At 66.4% G+C, this 16,432-nt stretch carries 18 protein-coding genes; 10 read left to right on the top strand and 8 right to left on the bottom strand.

All coding sequences use genetic code 11. The annotated features are described in order from the left end of the window. Positions 1 to 3 precede the first annotated feature (3 nt). On the top strand, positions 4 to 849 hold the full coding sequence (locus IEV87_RS12900; RefSeq protein WP_188478070.1) for an LOG family protein: 846 nt from the start codon (positions 4 to 6) through the stop codon (positions 847 to 849). A gap of 35 nt (positions 850 to 884) precedes the next feature. Here IEV87_RS12900 and IEV87_RS12895 read toward each other — a convergent pair whose 3' ends face one another. Next, entirely contained in the window at positions 885 to 1,736 is an 852-nt protein-coding gene (locus tag IEV87_RS12895; RefSeq protein ID WP_188478069.1) for an alpha/beta fold hydrolase, read from the bottom strand. A 100-nt stretch (positions 1,737 to 1,836) separates the two neighbouring features. Here IEV87_RS12895 and IEV87_RS12890 point away from each other — a divergent pair, with 100 nt between their 5' ends. Further along, positions 1,837 to 2,424, top strand: coding sequence for a TetR/AcrR family transcriptional regulator (locus IEV87_RS12890; RefSeq protein ID WP_229737554.1), 588 nt, complete (start codon positions 1,837 to 1,839; stop codon positions 2,422 to 2,424). A 34-nt stretch (positions 2,425 to 2,458) separates the two neighbouring features. Here IEV87_RS12890 and IEV87_RS12885 read toward each other — a convergent pair whose 3' ends face one another. From IEV87_RS12885 to puuE, 4 genes are read right to left on the bottom strand one after another with little or no spacing between them, the layout of a single operon-like run. Then, the gene (locus IEV87_RS12885) at positions 2,459 to 3,814 is read right to left on the bottom strand and encodes a uracil-xanthine permease family protein (protein ID WP_188478068.1); all 1,356 of its coding nucleotides are present in this window, start codon (positions 3,812 to 3,814) and stop codon (positions 2,459 to 2,461) included. A 46-nt stretch (positions 3,815 to 3,860) separates the two neighbouring features. Beyond that, the gene (locus IEV87_RS12880; protein ID WP_188478067.1) at positions 3,861 to 4,340 is read right to left on the bottom strand and encodes an ureidoglycolate lyase; all 480 of its coding nucleotides are present in this window, start codon (positions 4,338 to 4,340) and stop codon (positions 3,861 to 3,863) included. Further along, a complete protein-coding gene (locus IEV87_RS12875; protein WP_188478066.1) occupies positions 4,337 to 5,161 on the bottom strand; it encodes a bifunctional allantoicase/(S)-ureidoglycine aminohydrolase in 825 nt (274 codons plus the stop codon). The genes IEV87_RS12880 and IEV87_RS12875 overlap by 4 nt, the downstream gene beginning before the upstream one ends. Further along, positions 5,158 to 6,579 (bottom strand): allantoinase PuuE, encoded by a 1,422-nt coding sequence (gene puuE, locus IEV87_RS12870; RefSeq protein ID WP_188478065.1) that lies wholly within the window; start codon positions 6,577 to 6,579, stop codon positions 5,158 to 5,160. The genes IEV87_RS12875 and puuE overlap by 4 nt, the downstream gene beginning before the upstream one ends. Positions 6,580 to 6,658: 79 nt before the next feature. Here puuE and uraH point away from each other — a divergent pair, with 79 nt between their 5' ends. Then, a complete protein-coding gene (uraH, locus tag IEV87_RS12865; protein ID WP_188478064.1) occupies positions 6,659 to 7,018 on the top strand; it encodes a hydroxyisourate hydrolase in 360 nt (119 codons plus the stop codon). Between the two features lie 3 nt (positions 7,019 to 7,021). On the opposite strand, the gene IEV87_RS12860 is transcribed toward uraH, so the two are convergent. The 3 genes from IEV87_RS12860 to IEV87_RS12850 form a co-directional block, all read right to left on the bottom strand. Beyond that, positions 7,022 to 8,035, bottom strand: coding sequence for a Hint domain-containing protein (locus tag IEV87_RS12860; protein WP_188478063.1), 1,014 nt, complete (start codon positions 8,033 to 8,035; stop codon positions 7,022 to 7,024). 176 nt (positions 8,036 to 8,211) lie between these two features. Next, complete coding sequence (locus IEV87_RS12855; RefSeq protein ID WP_188478062.1) at positions 8,212 to 8,889, bottom strand: OmpA family protein; 678 nt, start codon at positions 8,887 to 8,889, stop codon at positions 8,212 to 8,214. 114 nt (positions 8,890 to 9,003) lie between these two features. Beyond that, complete coding sequence (locus IEV87_RS12850; RefSeq protein WP_188478061.1) at positions 9,004 to 9,852, bottom strand: bifunctional helix-turn-helix domain-containing protein/methylated-DNA--[protein]-cysteine S-methyltransferase; 849 nt, start codon at positions 9,850 to 9,852, stop codon at positions 9,004 to 9,006. Positions 9,853 to 10,060: 208 nt separating this feature from the next. On the opposite strand from IEV87_RS12850, the gene nth reads away from it, so the two are divergent. The 7 genes from nth to IEV87_RS12815 all read left to right on the top strand — a co-directional run bounded on the left by nth (position 10,061) and on the right by IEV87_RS12815 (position 16,056). Further along, on the top strand, positions 10,061 to 10,705 hold the full coding sequence (nth, locus tag IEV87_RS12845) for an endonuclease III (protein WP_188478060.1): 645 nt from the start codon (positions 10,061 to 10,063) through the stop codon (positions 10,703 to 10,705). Between the two features lie 32 nt (positions 10,706 to 10,737). Continuing rightward, positions 10,738 to 11,685 (top strand): adenosine kinase, encoded by a 948-nt coding sequence (locus IEV87_RS12840; RefSeq protein WP_229737635.1) that lies wholly within the window; start codon positions 10,738 to 10,740, stop codon positions 11,683 to 11,685. A gap of 67 nt (positions 11,686 to 11,752) precedes the next feature. Next, the gene (locus IEV87_RS12835) at positions 11,753 to 13,216 is read left to right on the top strand and encodes an AMP nucleosidase (protein WP_188478058.1); all 1,464 of its coding nucleotides are present in this window, start codon (positions 11,753 to 11,755) and stop codon (positions 13,214 to 13,216) included. A gap of 129 nt (positions 13,217 to 13,345) precedes the next feature. Next, positions 13,346 to 13,633 (top strand): HU family DNA-binding protein, encoded by a 288-nt coding sequence (locus IEV87_RS12830; RefSeq protein ID WP_188478057.1) that lies wholly within the window; start codon positions 13,346 to 13,348, stop codon positions 13,631 to 13,633. Between the two features lie 110 nt (positions 13,634 to 13,743). Next, entirely contained in the window at positions 13,744 to 14,652 is a 909-nt protein-coding gene (locus tag IEV87_RS12825) for a DMT family transporter (protein WP_188478056.1), read from the top strand. A gap of 81 nt (positions 14,653 to 14,733) precedes the next feature. Next, positions 14,734 to 15,447 (top strand): cytochrome c biogenesis CcdA family protein, encoded by a 714-nt coding sequence (locus IEV87_RS12820; RefSeq protein WP_188478055.1) that lies wholly within the window; start codon positions 14,734 to 14,736, stop codon positions 15,445 to 15,447. Between the two features lie 195 nt (positions 15,448 to 15,642). After that, positions 15,643 to 16,056 (top strand): thioredoxin family protein, encoded by a 414-nt coding sequence (locus tag IEV87_RS12815; protein WP_188478054.1) that lies wholly within the window; start codon positions 15,643 to 15,645, stop codon positions 16,054 to 16,056. Positions 16,057 to 16,432: the final 376 nt, after the last annotated feature.

Below are 16,432 nucleotides of genomic sequence, written 5' to 3'. Positions count from 1 at the left end.
TCCATGAACGACGAGCGTCAGACCTCTTTCCGGGACGCACATTCGGACATCCGCACCGCGCATGAGGTGCCCGACACGCCGCAGACCCGCGCCCCCGCCTACCGCCTGGCCTTCGCGGACGGAGAGTTCCTGCTTCGCGAGGAACTGCGCCCCGTCCGGCTGCAGCTGGAACTGCTGAAACCGCAGATGGTGATGGACGAGAAGGGGATTGAATCCACTGTCGTTCTGTTCGGCGGCGCGCGCATCCCGGAACCGGCGATGAAGGACTCGGCGAAGACCCCAGCCTTGGCGGAGCTGTCGACCTATTACGACGAGGCGCGGGAATTCGCCCGGCGCATCACCGAACGTTCGCTCGCCACCTACGGCAAGGAGTGGGTCGTCGCCACCGGCGGCGGTCCCGGCGTGATGGAGGCCGGCAACCGCGGCGCCGACGACGCGGGCGGCCAGTCCATCGGGCTGAACATCGTCCTGCCGCATGAACAGGCGCCGAACGCCTATGTGACGCCGGGGCTCTGCTTCAACTTCCACTATTTCGCGATCCGCAAGATGCACTTCCTGATGCGCGCCCGCGCCGTCTGCGTCTTTCCCGGCGGCTTCGGCACCCTGGACGAGATGTTCGAGGCGCTGACCCTGATCCAGACCGGCCGGATGGAGCGCGTGCCCTTCCTGCTGTTCGGCCGCGCCTTCTGGGAGAAGATCATCAACTGGGAGGCGCTGGCCGAAGCCGGAACCATCGCGCGCGAGGACCTCGACCTTTTTCGTTTCGTGGAGACCAGCGACGAGGCACTGGCCGCCATCGACGGCTGGCCCGGGGCGGGGACCAAGCGGGGCGACATTCCGGGGCGGTAGGGGCGGACGCGACGGATCCCGCCCCCGCCAGCCGCTCAGGCGACCTTCAGGAAGTCCGTCACCTCATCCGCGAACCTGTCCGCGTACTGGAAGTGGAAGGCGTGGCCCGCGTCCGGATAGATTGACAGCTGCGCCCCCGGGATCGCCTTGGCCAGCGCAACCGAGTTCTCGACCGCAAAGGCCCGGTCGCGGTCACCGTTGGCAACAAGAACCGGCACCTTGATGTCCTTCAGCATGCGGAAGGCCCCGTCCTCTCCGGCAAAGAACTTCCGCGTGGGAACACCCTGTCCGGCCATCGTCTGCAGGGTGGTCTTGGGTGTCGCCCCGGCCACCGGGTCTCCGCCGCCGATGCGGGCAAGCGAGGATCGACCGGCCAGCCGGCCCGCGTCCGTGTCGGTGTAGAACAGGAACAGCATGTCATCGACCGTGTAGCTGGGGGTGGTCGCGACGTTCAGCCATTCGTCGGGCACCGGGGTGGCGCCATCGACCGCGAAACTCGGCGTCGTGCCCGCCAGTACAACGCCGCCAAGCCCGTCACCGTATTTCGCCGCGAGGATCTGCGCCGTCATCCCGCCCATGGACCAGCCGAGCGCATGCGGAGTCTCAAGCCCGATTGCCCGCGCCAGGCCCATGGCCACGTCCGCCGCGCCCTCCAGCGTCTCGGGCACCGTACCGTCGCTGGCACCGACGCCCGCGCTGTCGAAGGTGATGACGCGGTGATTGCGCGCAAGCCCGTCGATCAGTGCAGGATCCCAGTCGGCCATCGCGGCGCGGAACCGGTTGAGCATGAGAAGCGGCCGCCCCTCGCCCTGGCTGCGCCAGGCGATCCGGGTGCCGTCAACATCGGTATAGGCAGTGTCCGCAGGGGGTCTTGTATCGAGAGACATGGGGAATCCTTTCTGTCTGTCCGCTCCCGACAGCCACAGCACGCTGCGACTCGGGATCGAATATAGATTATGATTGCAATCTAAATGGCGTCAAGATTAGATGATGATCGAAATCTTAAAGGGGCGAACCATGCGCGTCAGTCGCGAAGTCGCAGAGCAGAACCGGAAGAGTGTTGTGGACACCGCATCGCGTCTTTTTCGGGAAAATGGCTATGATGGGATCGGCGTCGCTGCCCTGATGAAGGCCGCCGGTCTGACCCACGGCGGCTTTTACAAGCAGTTCGAGGACAAGGCGGCACTGGCAGCCGAGGCGACCGAAGCCGCGCTGGCCGGCAACCGCGAGAAATGGTCCGGGGTGATTGCAACCGCGGGGCAGGGCAAGGACATCACGCCCGCCGCCGCGCTGGCCGCTTGGTATCTGTCGCCCCAGCACGCCGGAATGCGGGCCGAGGGATGCGCCTTCGCCGCGCTCGCCTCCGAAGCGCCGCGCCAGCCCGCGCCGGTCCGGGCCGCCTTTACCAGTGCAATCGAGGAGAGTGTGGCCCTACTGACCGCGCCGGACACACCGCGCGACGAGGCGCTGCGTCATTTGTCCGCCATGGTCGGCGCTCTGGTGCTGGCCCGCGCGACAGATGATCCCGGCCTCGCCGACGACATCCTGTCTGCGACGCGCGCATCGCTCCGGTAGGCCGGGCCCTCAGCCCGGCACCCCGCACCCGTGCCTACTCCAGATCGTCGGGCAGCAGCAGGTTCAGCGCAATCGACAGACCCGCCGCGGGCAGCAGGCCCGAGGTCAGCAGGATCTGCGCGGTGTTCGGCAGGTGCTGCAAGGCCGTCGGCTCCAGTTGCAGCCCGAACCCGACCGACAGGGAAATTGCGAAGATCACCATGTTGCGCCGGGTCCACGTCACGTCGGACAGCATCGTCACCCCGGCCGCCGCCACCATGCCGAACATGACGATGACCGCCCCGCCCAGCACGTTGATCGGGATGGTCGACACGATGGCGCCGAATTTCGGCACCAGCCCGCAGACAATCAGGAAGATCGCGCCGATGGTGACGACCCCCCGGCTCATCACCTTGGTCATGGAGATCAGGCCGACATTCTGGCTGAACGAGGTGTTGGGCAGCCCGCCGAAGATCCCTGCCACCGCCGTGCCCAGCCCGTCCGCGAAGGTCGCGCCCGAAATCTCCGTATCCGTTGCCTCGCGCCCCGCGCCGCCCTTGGTGATCCCCGACACGTCGCCGACCGTCTCGATGGCCGAGATTACCGCCATGAAGCACATGCCGAGGATGATCGCCGCGTTGAAATCAAGGCCCCACTTGAACGGCATCGGCAGGTCGAACAGGGCCGCCCGGCCCACGTTCGCGAAATTCACCTGCCCCATGAGCAACGCCACGACATAACCCGCGACCAGCCCGACCAGCACCGCCGCAACCGACAAGAGCCCCTTCGCGAAGAAGCTCAGCGCCAGCGAGACCACGATCACCACCAGTGCCGGAAACCACATGGCGAGCGACCCGAACTCCGGCTTGCCAAGCAGCGGAACACCCCCGGCGGCGTATTGAATCCCGACCTTCAGCAGCGCCAGCCCGATCATCAGGACGATCAGCCCCGTGACCAGCGGCGGCAGCGCAAAGCGCAGTTTCCCGATGAAGGTGCCGAGGCAGAAGTGGAAAATCCCGCCGATGACCACGCCGGTCATCAGCCCGCCCATTGCCTCGGGTCCGCCGCCCGCGACCGCGGGGATCATCACCGGCAGGAACGCGAAAGACGTCCCCTGCACGATCGGCAGCCGCGCCCCGACGGGGCCGAAGCCGATGGACTGGAACAGCGTGGCGATCCCGGCGAAGAGCATCGCCATCTGGATCATGTAGGTCATGTCCGGAAAGCCGAGCGCCCCCTGATCCGACCCGAAGCCGAACCCCGCAGCCCCCGCAACAATGATCGCCGGTGTGACGTTGGACGCGAACATCGCCAGCACGTGCTGAATGCCAAGCGGCACCGCCTTGCCTATGGGGGGCATATAGTTGGGGTCGCGAAGCTGTTCCGGCGTCCCGAGTGATGTGTCCGTCATTGTCCCGTCCTGTCCGTTGCGCCCCCCTCTGACCGGAGGGGCTGGCTCAGGAGGTTACAGTGAAAGCCTCATCAAGGAAGCATTCTTCCAGGTTCGCGGTATCCCCGATCCGGTCGATCACCGCGAACAGCCCCGGTTCTGCCAAAGGCGTAAGCACCCCGTGCCAGGTGTTGCGCAGCAGGTTCACGCCCTGTCCGGGCGCGGGCAGAAAGGCGAGTGGCACGCCGGGTCGCCCGCCGTCGTCGGGCGCAACGATGACAAGCCAGGGGGCCTCCGACATCGGGATGAAGGCCTGCGACCCCTCCGGATGCCGCTCCAGCAGATCGCAGCGATAGGGCAGGGCGCGGGGTTTCGCGCGGAACAGGCTGATCCCCGCCCGCCCGCCGGGGCCGAAATCCATCCGCGCCCGGTCGTGGAACCGGTCGCACATCCCGGCATTGATCGCCCGCACCTCTCCCGGCCCGCACTCCAGCACGTCGCCGAAGGGTGCAAAGGCCCCGGCCGTGAGGGGACGCGCCCGGATCATGTGATCCCGAGCCTCGGATGCCGGTTCACGTCCTTGTAAAGCAGATAGCGGAACGGCGCGTTGCCCGTCGCCACACAGGCCTGCGGGCAGAAGGCGCGCAACCACATGAAATCGCCCGGTCCGACATCGACCCAGTCGGTATTCAGCAGGTAGCGCCCGGTGCCCGACAGCACGTAAAGCCCATGTTCCATCACATGCGTCTCGGCAAAGGGAATGCGCCCGCCCGGCTGGAAGGTCACGATGTTGACGTGCATGTCGTGGCGCATGTCCAGCGGGTCGACAAACCGCGTCGTCGCCCACTTGCCCTCTGTCTCGGGCATGGCCACCGGGTCGTGCAGCCGGTCATGTGTGACGAAGGGCAGGGGCGCGGCGGTGCCGGGCGCGGGAATGTAGCGCTTGCGGATCCAGTGAAAGCTGACCGTATGATCCGTCTGGTTGCGCACCTGCCACTGGCAGCCCGGCGGAAGGTAGGCGTAGCCGCCGGGCGTCAGCCGATGCTCCGCCCCTTCCACCCGCAGGGTCAGGATCCCGTCGGTGACGAAGATCACGCCCTCGCCCCGTTTCGACGGTTCCGGATCGTTCGATCCGCCGCCCACGCCGACCTCCACGATCAGCTGCGCGAAGGTCTCGGCAAAACCCGACAGCGGCCGGGCAAGGATCCAGGCCCGCGTGTTGCCCCACCCCGGCAGGGCCGAGGTCACGATATCGCTCATGCAGGCGGCCGGTATGATCGCGTAGGCGGGGGTGAACCGCGCCGGGGCGTAAAGTTCTTCGCCCTGTCCGGGCAGTCCGCCATGGGGCGTGTAGTATTCGGTCGTCAAGCCAGCAGATCCCTCAGCCTGTGCCACGCGATCCGTTCGACCTGGCCGCAGGCGGCGGCGAACTCCGTGGCGCGGTCATGGGCCAGCCGGGTTTCGAAGGCGGCCATGATCGACTGCTTCGTATTGTCTTTCACCGCGATGATGAAGGGGAAACCGAACTTTTCCGTATAGGCCGTGTTGTGCGCCTCGAAGGCGGCGCGTTCCGCATCCGTCAGCGCGTCCAGCCCGGCAGAGGCCTGCTCCGCCGTGCTTTCCGCGGTCAGCCGTTTCGCTGCCGCGAGCTTGCCGGCTAGGTCGGGGTGGGCCACGAGCACCGCAAGCCGCTCTTCCTCCGTCGCCGTCCGGAAGACCCGCGCCATGGCATTTGCCAGCCCCGCCGGGCGGTCATGGGCCGGGCCAAGCTCCAGCGCGAAGGCACGCTCTGCCACCCAGGGCGAATGCTCGTAGACCGACCCGAAGGCCGCGACGAACGCGTCCCGCTCCATCCGCGAGGGCACCATCGCCCGCGTCGCCGGCGGATGCGCATAAGACCAGTGCCGCGCGATATCCTCCCGCGTGGCGAACCAAACGCCGTCATGGCCACGCGCGTAGTCGAGGAACCGCCGCAGCCCCTCGATCCGCCCCGGCCTGCCAAGCAGTCGGCAATGCATGCCGATGGACATCATCTTGGCCGAGCCTTCCTGACCCTCCCGATACAGGCAGTCGAAGGAATCCTTGAGGTAGGTGAAGAATTCCTCCCCGGTCGAAAACCCGGCGGGGACCGCGAACCGCATGTCATTGGCGTCCATCGTATAGGGAATGACCAGCTGATGCCGGTCCGTGCCCTCGACCTCCAGCCAGTAGGGCAGGTCGTCGTCGATCGCGTCCGATACCCAGTCGAACCCCATTTCCGCCGCCAGGCGCACGGTGTTCATCGAACAGCGCCCGGTGTACCAGCCGGTCGGGCGCGCGCCGGTGACCTCTTCATGCAGGCGCACGGCCTCGGCCATCTGGCGACGCTCCTCCGCCTCGGTCATCTCCTTGTGTTCGATCCACTTGAGCCCGTGTGAGGCGATCTCCCACTCCGCAGCCTGCATCGCCTCAACCTGTTCGGGGCTGCGGGCCAGCGCCTCGGCCACGCCGTAGACGGTGATCGGAACCCCGAGCCGGCTGAACAGCCGGTGGAGCCGCCAGAACCCCGCCCGCGCGCCATATTCGTAGATCGACTCCATGTTCCAGTGCCGTTGCCCCTGGAAGGGCACCGCGCCGATGATCTCGGACAGGAAGGCCTCGGACGCCGGATCGCCATGCAGGATATTGTTCTCCCCGCCCTCTTCGTAATTCAGCACGAAGGACAGCGCGATCTTCGCCCCGCCCGGCCACGCCGCATCCGGAGGCGTCGGGCCATAGCCGATCAGATTGCGCGGATAACGGGTCATGGGCTTGTCTCCTTCCGGGGTGCGGGGCAATCTCATGCCGCAATCCACCGAGGCGCAAGACCAAATCCGGAGACCCGCGATGCCCGAAGGCTACCTTTCCACTCATGTGCTGGATGCAGCGCGCGGCTGCCCGGCCGAGGGCATGCGGCTGACGCTGCACCGGATCGACGGCGACGACCGCACCCTGCTGGCCGACACCGTGACCGATGCCGACGGGCGGACGGAGGGGCCGGTGCTGCCCGCCTCTGCCTTCCGTACCGGCACATACGAACTGCTGTTCCACGCGGGCGACTACCTGCGCGCGACGGGCCAGGCGGGAGCGGATCCGCTGTTCCTCGACCTCATCCCGATCCGCTTCGGCATGTCCGATCCGGAAGCGCATTATCACGTGCCGCTCCTCCTTTCGCCGTTCAGCTTTTCGACCTACCGGGGGTCCTGACCGTCAGGCGGCCAGCGCGCCGGACGCCGGTTGCGCATCCGGATCGCCAAGCGCCGCGATGGCCTGCCGGACCTTCAGGAAGGGCGCCGCGCGCTCCGGCGCCGGGCCCATGATCGCGGCAACCCTATGGCGTGAGGCCTCCGGCAACTGCGCCAGCGCCATGGCGCCGGGCCAGAAGCTTTCGCAGGGCATTCCGTCGGCTACCAGCACCTCATGTGTCCGCAGCACGATGTGAACCAGTTTGCGCACCGACCCGTCCTTCACGGGACCGACCCGTGGCAGGAAGGTCAGCGCCCGCGCGGGCACCAGCGCCTGCAGCGCCGGCACGTAGACCCGGTGCTGCGGCGACAGGACGACATCGTTTTTTGGGCATCCGGGACCGAGCGCATCGGCTCGGATGCGGACCGGCCAGCGATCCGGATCCTCCGTGTCCTCTGCCCGGCTTTTCAGCACCAGTGCCACCCGCGCCACACCGCCGTCGGCCAGGCAGACCTCGTCGCCCGCGCGCAGTTGCCCCGCCCGCACATGCCCGCGCGGCGTCTCGATCCGGGCGTTCGGCGCGAAACAGGCAGGAGAGGAGGTCGCGTAGGAATGGGTGCCGGTCGTGTTGTCGGCCCGCCCGACGATCGTCAGCGCCTCACCGAACGGCGGGTTCGGTCCCTGGATGACAAAGCCGACGATGTCGAAGGCGTCATTGTTCACCGAGATGAACTGCAGGGTGTAGTCGTTGTTGTCGCTGTCGCGGACGGTCAGGACGTACTCGGATTCGATGATCGTGCCCGAGGGATAGCCGGTTCCGTTCAGGGTATGCGGCCCGTTCAGCGTCTGCCCGAGGTCGTCGTCGTCGAAAAAGGTATCGTCGTCGTCGACCGAAAGCGGGGTCTCCGTCGCGCCCGGCGCGATGGTCACGGTGTTGACATTGAGGTCGAACTGGTAGCCGCCATTGTTGCTGAACCCGTCCGGATCATCCGTCGAGATATACGAGAGATCGAAGAAGTAGAGCGACTGCGTTGGCACTGTATTTGGTCTCCGGACAATGCCTGTGTACCGGGGGGCTTTGTCCTTACTATGGGGACATTGCGTTTAGATTGCGGTCACCGTACCAGAAATTTATGAATGAAAACAAAAACCCCGCCACGGATTGTGGCGGGGTGTATACAGGCTGCGCGGTCCGTTGGCGGCAGGTCAGCCGGTCAGCCGGTCGGCAGGATGACGATTTCCACCCGGCGGTTCTGCGCCCGGCCTTCCGGCGTCAGGTTGGATGCGCGCGGCTGGTCTTCGCCCCGCCCGAAGGACTGCACGCGCCCTGCGGACACGCCGTTCTGGATCAGCACGGAGGCGACGGTGTTCGCCCGGCGCGCCGACAGCTGCTGGTTGTAGGCCGCGGCACCGGTGTTGTCGGTGTGGCCGACCACCTGCACGGTTGTCGCGGGATATTCGTTCAGGCTGCGCGCCACGGCCACAAGGTCTCCGGTCAGGTCAGGACGAAGCGAGGCGCTGTCGGTGGCGAACAGGATGTCCTGCGGCATGGTTACGATCAGCCGGTCGCCGGTGTTCACGATCTGCACGTTGCTGCCAAGCTGGCCGCGCAGCGCCGCTTCCTGCTTGTCGAGATAGCTGCCGTAGGTTCCCCCGGCGATTGCACCGACGGTGGCCCCGATGATCGCGCCCTTGCCCTTGTCCTTGGACACGATGGCCCCGGTCAGGGCACCGAGGGCGGCACCGCCGGCAACCCCGGCGCGGGTGTTCTGCTGGCCGTCGTTCATCTGCGTTTCGGTGCAGGCGGTTGTCAGCAGCAGGGCGGTGGCGGTCAGCGCAAGCAGCGGGCGGGTCACGCGGCGGCCGGCGGGCGCGGAAAGGGTCGGGGTCATAAAGTGCCTCAATAGGTCGTTCACACAGGTGCGCAGGAACGGATATTCCGGCGACTTAGTCAAAACCATTCGGATCACGAAAAAGTTCCAAGCGGTTCGCCGCCGATGTGCGGCCTACTCCGCCGCGATGCCCTCGGCGCGCGCGGATTCCCAGGCCAGCATGGCGCGTTTGACCGGCAGACCCCAGTGGTAACCGCCCAGACCCCCGGTCGAACGTATGGCACGGTGGCAGGGGATCAGCCAACTGACCGGGTTGCGCCCGACCGCGGTACCGACTGCGCGGACGGCTTTGGGCGATCCGATGCTCTTCGCGATTTCGCCATAGGTCGTGACCTGCCCCGAGGGGATGCGCAGCAGCGCCTCCCACACCTTGATCTGGAACGGGGCGCCGATCATGTGCAGACGGGTTTCGCCCGTCCGTCCGAAGGCGGCTTCCGCCCAAGGGCGCAGCGCCTCCGGGTCCTCGATCAGCGTGGCGGCCGGCCAGCGCCCGGCAAGATCCGTCCATACCGCGTCCCGCCCCGCCTCTCCGACGAACCCGATCCCGCAGAGCCCCTTGTCCGTCCCCATCACCAGCGCCTCCCCGAATGGCGACTCGAGCCAGCCGTAACAGATCGTCAGCCCCGCGCCGCCCTTCGCGAAATCGCCGGGGCTCATCGCCTCCCACCTCAGGAACAGGTCGTGCAGCCGCCCGCCGCCCGAAAGACCGGCCCCTGCCGCCGCTTCCAGAGTAGAGAACCGTTCCGCCAGCAATGCCTTGGCATGGCCAAGGGCGAGGTATTGCTGGAACCGTTTCGGACTGACCCCGACCCAGGCCGAGAAGACACGCTGGAAATGCGCCGGGCTCATTCCCATCCGGCCTGCCAGCGCGTCCAGCGACAGGGGGGCGTCCGCGGCGTCGATCTCTTCGATCGCGCGGCGGATGACGTGGTAGTGGTAGCCCTGTTCGGTATCGGTCTGCATGGCGGTGATCCTTTCGGGCCCAATCTAGTGCCACCCTGCCGCCCGCGCGACCCGGAACCTGCGGATAGCAGAGCCGCGCATCGCGGGGTCAGGGCGGCGGTTTCGGAGGTGTTTCTCTTGGCACACCCGCATGGTCAAAGGCTCAGTCAGGGGCACATGCCCGTCCAACCGCTTGCCCGCCCCTGTTTTCCACGCAATAACGCCCGCCATGGCCAAGCAACTGCCCTATCGGACCCTTCAGGAGATCTTCCACCGCTTCCACGCGGCCGAACCCGAACCGAAGGGAGAGCTTGAGCATGTCAACGCCTATACCCTCGTCGTCGCCGTCGCCCTGTCGGCCCAGGCGACCGATGCCGGCGTGAACAAGGCCACCCGCGCACTGTTCCGGATCGCGGATACGCCGGAAAAGATGCTCGCCCTCGGCGAAGAAGGGCTGCTTGAACATATCAAGACCATCGGCCTCTACCGCCAGAAGGCTAAGAACGTCATGAAGACCGCCCGCATCCTCGTGGACGAGTACGGCGGAGAGGTCCCTTCCTCCCGCGCCGCGCTCCAGTCCCTGCCGGGGGTCGGGCGCAAGACCGCGAACGTGGTGCTGAACATGTGGTGGGGCCACCCGGCGCAGGCGGTCGACACCCATATCTTTCGCGTCGGCAACCGGTCGGGCATCGCGCCGGGCCGGGACGTGGATGCGGTGGAGCGCGCCATCGAGGATAACGTTCCGGCGGAATACCAGCGCCACGCCCATCACTGGCTGATCCTGCACGGACGCTATACCTGCGTGGCAAGAAAACCGAAATGCGCGGCCTGTATCATCCGCGATCTTTGCGAATACGAGGAGAAGACCCTGTGAAATATGACGTCATCGCGATCGGCAATGCCGTGATGGACATGATTGCCCCGGTGGAGGACAGCTTCCTGACCGAAATGGGGATCCAGAAAGGCATCATGCAGCTGATCGAGATGGAGCGTTCCGACATGCTCTTCTCTGCCATGGGTACGCACCGCCGCGTTCCCGGCGGTTCGGTCGCCAACACCATGGCGGGCTGCGGCAACCTCGGCCTGAAGACCGCCTTCATCGGCAAGGTGTGCGATGACGAGATCGGCCGCGCCTATGTCGAGGAAACCCGCGCCGCCGGAACGGACTGCCCCAACGATCCGGTGAAGGGCGGCGAACTGCCGTCCTCCCGCTCCATGATATTCGTCTCCAAGGACGGGGAGAGGTCGATGAACACCTACCTCGGCATCTCCTCCAACGTCGGCCCCGCCGATGTGCCGGAAGAGGTCTGCAACGAGGCGCGCATCCTCTTCCTCGAGGGCTATCTCTACGACAAGGACGGTGGCAAGAAGGCCTTCGAAACCGCCGCGCGTCTGACCCGCTCCGCCGGCGGCAAGGCGGGGATCGCGCTGTCCGATCCCTTCTGCGTGGATCGCCACCGCGACGACTTCCGCAAACTGGTGAAGGAACTCGACTACGTGATCGGCAACGAACACGAATGGAAGTCGCTCTACCAGACCGACGACCTGTCCACCGCGCTGGAAAAGGCCGCCGGGGACTCCGGGCTGATCGTCTGCACGCGGTCGGGCCATGACGTCGTGCTGGTGCAGGGCAACGACCATGCCTCCGCCCCCGTGAAGATGGTCACGCCGGTTGACGCCACCGGGGCAGGGGACCAGTTCGCCGCCGGCTTCCTCTACGGGCTGGCCACCGGCGCCGATCTCGCCACCTCCGGCCGCATGGGCTGTGTCGCCGCGGCCGAGGTGATTTCGCATTACGGCGCCCGGCCCGAGACCGATCTCAAGGCCCTGTTCCGCGCCGAAGGCCTTATTTGACGGTACGGCCCCCTTGCCTTCCCGGTCATCTGCGGCAACAGATGACCGGAAAGGACCGGAGAGCCGAATGACCATCCTGACCCCCGACGCCCCCGCGCCCGAAGCCTTCCGGGACGCCCGCGCCGCCGTGGATCGCCTGAACGAGCTTTACGATCTTTCAGCCGGATTTCTGCAGGACGCCTTCAACCGGGCCCTGCGCGACGGTCGGCCGGAGGGCCGCGTCCGCGCCTTCTACCCCGAGGTCCGGATCACCACGACGACCTTCTCTCACGTCGACAGCCGCCTTGCCTTCGGTCACGTGCCCGCACCCGGAACCTACGCGGCGACGATCACCCGGCCCGACATGTTCCGCCATTACCTCGAACAGCAGATCGGCCTGCTGCTGGAAAATCACGAGGTCCCGGTGACGGTCGGCATGTCCGACACGCCTATGCCGGTGCACTTCGCCGTCGCCCGCAATGACGACGTCACAATCCCGCAGGAGGGCGCGGCGGATTTCCCCCTGCGCGACGTCTTCGACGTTCCAGACCTTAACACCACCAACGATCATATCGTCAACGGCACCCACATCACGCTGCCCGGCGAACCGCAGCCGCTGGCCCCGTTTACCGCGCAACGGGTCGACTATTCGCTCGCCCGGCTCGCGCATTACACGGCGACCGACCCGGCCCATTTCCAGAACCACGTGCTGTTCACCAACTACCAGTTCTACGTGTCGGAGTTCGAATCCTACGCCCGCCGGATGCTGGCCGACAAATCCTCGGGCTACACGTCGTTCGTCTCGACCGGCAACGCGGAGATCACCGATCCCCTTGGCGACCTGCCGCCCTCGCCCCGGATGCCGCAGATGCCGACCTACCACCTGAAACGGCCAGGTGGCGCGGGTATCACGCTGGTCAACATCGGCGTCGGCCCCTCCAACGCCAAGACCGCGACGGACCACATCGCCGTGCTGCGTCCCCATGCCTGGCTCATGGTCGGGCACTGCGCCGGGCTCAGGAACACCCAGTCCCTCGGTGACTTCGTCCTGGCCCACGCCTACCTGCGCGAGGACAAGGTTCTGGACGACGACCTCCCGGTCTGGGTGCCGATCCCCGCGCTGGCCGAAATCCAGATCGCGCTGGAAGAGGCGGTGGAGGCCGAGACCCAGCTGGAAGGCTATGACCTCAAGCGGATCATGCGGACGGGCACCGTCGCCAGCCTCGACAACCGGAACTGGGAACTGCGCGAGACCTCCGGCCCGGTTCAGAGACTGTCCCAGTCCCGCGCGGTGGCACTAGATATGGAGTCCGCCACAATCGCCGCAAACGGCTTCCGCTTCCGGGTCCCCTACGGCACGCTCCTGTGCGTTTCGGACAAGCCGCTGCATGGCGAACTGAAGCTTCCGGGCATGGCCAGCGACTTCTACAAGACACAGGTTTCGCGCCATCTGATGATAGGGATTCGCGCGATGGAGAAGCTTCGCGACATGCCTCTGGAGCGAATCCACAGCCGAAAACTCAGATCTTTCGACGAAACGGCCTTCCTGTGAGCCAAAAAACGCGAGAATCCTGCTTTTTAAGGGGCAAACGGCTTTACAATTTCTTGTGTCGTTCCACTACATCCGGTTAAATGCCTGACACCAAGCCCAACTGATCGGGCACTACCAAGGAGACCAGAAATGGCAAAACCTCTGACGAAGACCCAACTGGTGGCCGCTCTGGCCGATGAGCTGGGATCGGACAAGAAGTCCGCAACCGCAGCACTCGACGCGCTGGCATCGGTGATCACCAAGGAAGTGGCCGGCGGTGGTGCCGTCGCAATCCCCGGCGTGGGCAAGTTCTACTGCCGTGAGCGCCCCGAGCGCATGGTGCGCAACCCCGCCACCAACGAACAGATCTCCAAACCGGCCGACAAGGTCGTCAAGGTCACCATCGCGAAGGCGCTGAAGGACAGCGTGAACGCCTGATCTTGCAAGGACCGTCACCGGTCCGCCCTTGCCCTCGGCAACGGAATTCGAAAGGGTCGCCCGAAAACGGCGGCCCTTGTCCTTTGGGGCGCCCGGAAAGGGACATCACGATGGATCTGCGCGCGCTCGGGCTTGGACTGGCCTTTGCCTTCATGTGGTCGTCGGCCTTCACCTCGGCCCGGATGATCGTGACAGAGGCGCCGCCGCTCACCGCGCTTGCCCTACGGTTCCTGCTCTCCGGCGTGCTTGGTGTCGTCATCGCCCGTGCCATGGGCCAGACTTGGCACCTGACCCGGCCGCAGTGGCGGTCGACCTTCATTTTCGGCATCTGTCAGAACGCGCTCTACCTCGGGCTGTTCTTCTTCGCCATGCAGACAGTCGAGGCCTCTCTCGCTGCCATCGTCGCCGCCGCCATGCCCCTTTTCGTCGGTCTCGCGGGATGGCTGGTCCTGGGAGACCGGCTGCGCCCCCTCGCGATCCTCGGCCTCGTCCTCGGCATCGGGGGCGTCGCGCTCATCATGGGCAGCCGCCTGACCGGAGGCGCGGACCCTGTCGGCATCGCCGCCTGCATCGTCGGAACGCTGGCGCTGACCGTGGCCACCCTGTCCGTCAGGACCGCCAGCGGGGGCGGCAACCTGCTGATGATCGTCGGGCTTCAGATGCTGGTCGGCAGCGCCGCGCTGACCGTCGCCGCGCTGGTCTTCGAAACGTGGGAGGTCACCTGGTCCCTCCGCCTCGTCCTCGCTTTCCTTTACACCACCCTGATCCCCGGCCTGCTGGCGACGCTGACATGGTTCGTTCTGGTCAACCGGATCGGGGCGGTCCGGGCGGCGACCTACCATTTCCTCAACCCCTTCTTCGGGGTGGTCATCGCCGCGCTGGTCCTGGGAGAGGCCGTCTCCCTTCTCGACATCGTGGGGGCCGTGGTGATCGCGCTCGGCATTCTCGCGGTGCAGATCGCCAAGCAGCCGGGGGCCGTGCCTGCGCGGCCCGGTCCCGCCCCGGGTCCGCGAATCTGAAACATTGTCCGACGCGGACGTGACCGGGCTCACGGCTTCGTCAGGTGACGGGGCGCCTCGTGGCGGGCAAGCCTGCTGGCCATGGAACTGGTGTTCGGATACCTCGCGGGACTGCTGACCCTGATAAATCCCTGCGTGCTGCCGGTCCTGCCGATCGTGCTCGGCTCCGCCCTGCAGGCCAGCCCGCGCGGACCGGCGGCACTGGCGGCCGGCATGTCGGTCAGCTTCGTCACGCTCGGGATCCTCGTGGCAGGCTTCGGCTACGCCCTCGGGCTGGATGCGGACACGATTGCGCGCGCCGGGGCTGTCATGATGATCGCCTTCGGTGCCGTCCTGCTGGTGCCGCGGTTCTCCATGGCCTTCTCGACCGCCACCGCGGGCGTTGCAGCCGGGGCCGACAGCCGCATCGCCGGGATCGAAACCCGCGGCGCGGGCGGTCAGTTCCTCGGCGGCCTGTTGCTTGGCGCAGTCTGGAGCCCCTGCGTCGGCCCGACCCTCGGCGGCGCGATCTCCCTCGCCAGCCAGGGCGAGTCCCTGTGGTGGGCCTCCGCGATCATGCTGGCCTTCGCCGCCGGTGTCTCCACCCTCATCCTTGCGCTCGGCTATGGGGCCCGGGCGACGCTGATGCGCCACCAGACGCTGATGCGACGCATCGCGACCCTGTCCCGTCCACTGCTCGGCGCGATCTTCTTGGCGACCGGCCTCGCCATCCTGTTCCGCCTGCACCACCTCGCCGAGGTCTGGGCGCTTCAGGTCCTGCCCGCCTGGCTCCTCGACCTCTCCGTGTCCCTGTGATGGCCGGGCGGTGGCATATACGCGGCCCTGCGCAAAGGGCAGGGGCCGAGCAGCACCGACTCCGGCCTCGGCCCGCCACCGCCTTTCATCCGGCATGACTCTCGCTGCGTATCCGATCTGAAACACAACTATTTTCCGGCCTTGAACCCGCCAGACGTCCGACCTTACACCCGCCATGAACCGAAAGGACCTCTCATGTACCGCCGAGATTTTCTCCTGACCGCCGCTGCTGCCGGGATTGCCCTCCCGCAGGTCGCGACCGCAGCGCCCGTGGACTACGCCCCCGGTGTGGTCGAAAAGATGCTGGCCGAGGGACGTACCGTCTTTGTCGACTTCAAGGCCAGCTGGTGCACCACATGCGCCGCGCAGGAGAGGGTTCTGACCAAGCTCAAGGCCGCCAATCCCGCTTATGAAACCGCGATCACCTTCGTCAATGTCGACTGGGACACCTACGGAAAAGCCGACTTCACCCGCGGCCTGAAAATCCCCCGTCGGTCCACCCTAGTCGTGCTCAAGGGCGATGCAGAGCTGGGCCGCCTCGTGGCGGAGACCGGAGAGGACCAGATCAAGGCCCTGCTCGACACCGCGCTGAGCGCCGCCACCGCCTGAGCCGAACGTCGGTCGTCAGCGCCGACCAGTGCGAGAATACCGGCAACTGCACCCGCCGGACTGGAAGCACACGCTCAACCGGCTCTGTCGGACTTTTTGGCCTGGGAGATTGTCTCACCCGTCCGGCACCCTCGCCGGTACGAGTCGCGAAACCGTGACCTCAGGTGGCGTGCTCAGGACCGGGGTCTCCGCAGCAAGGCCGGAAGAGGGCCGGTGAAAAGGTGGCGACGTAGGTAGCGGGAACCATCCCATCGACCAGGCAAGCGTGCCCGCGATGACGGCGACAAAGGTGAGCCCTGTTCCAAGGGCCCGGTGTTCGGCTGTGCGTGGCATCCGCATCCTCCGTTCCGGGATGGGACGAGCTTGACAGGACGGG

Origin of the sequence: Primorskyibacter flagellatus, assembly GCF_014638275.1 — a bacterium.
GTDB classification, from domain to species: Bacteria; Pseudomonadota; Alphaproteobacteria; order Rhodobacterales; family Rhodobacteraceae; genus Pseudooceanicola; species Pseudooceanicola flagellatus_A.
Note: the sequence above shows the minus strand (reverse complement) of the source record. Positions and strands in the feature narration are given on the sequence as shown.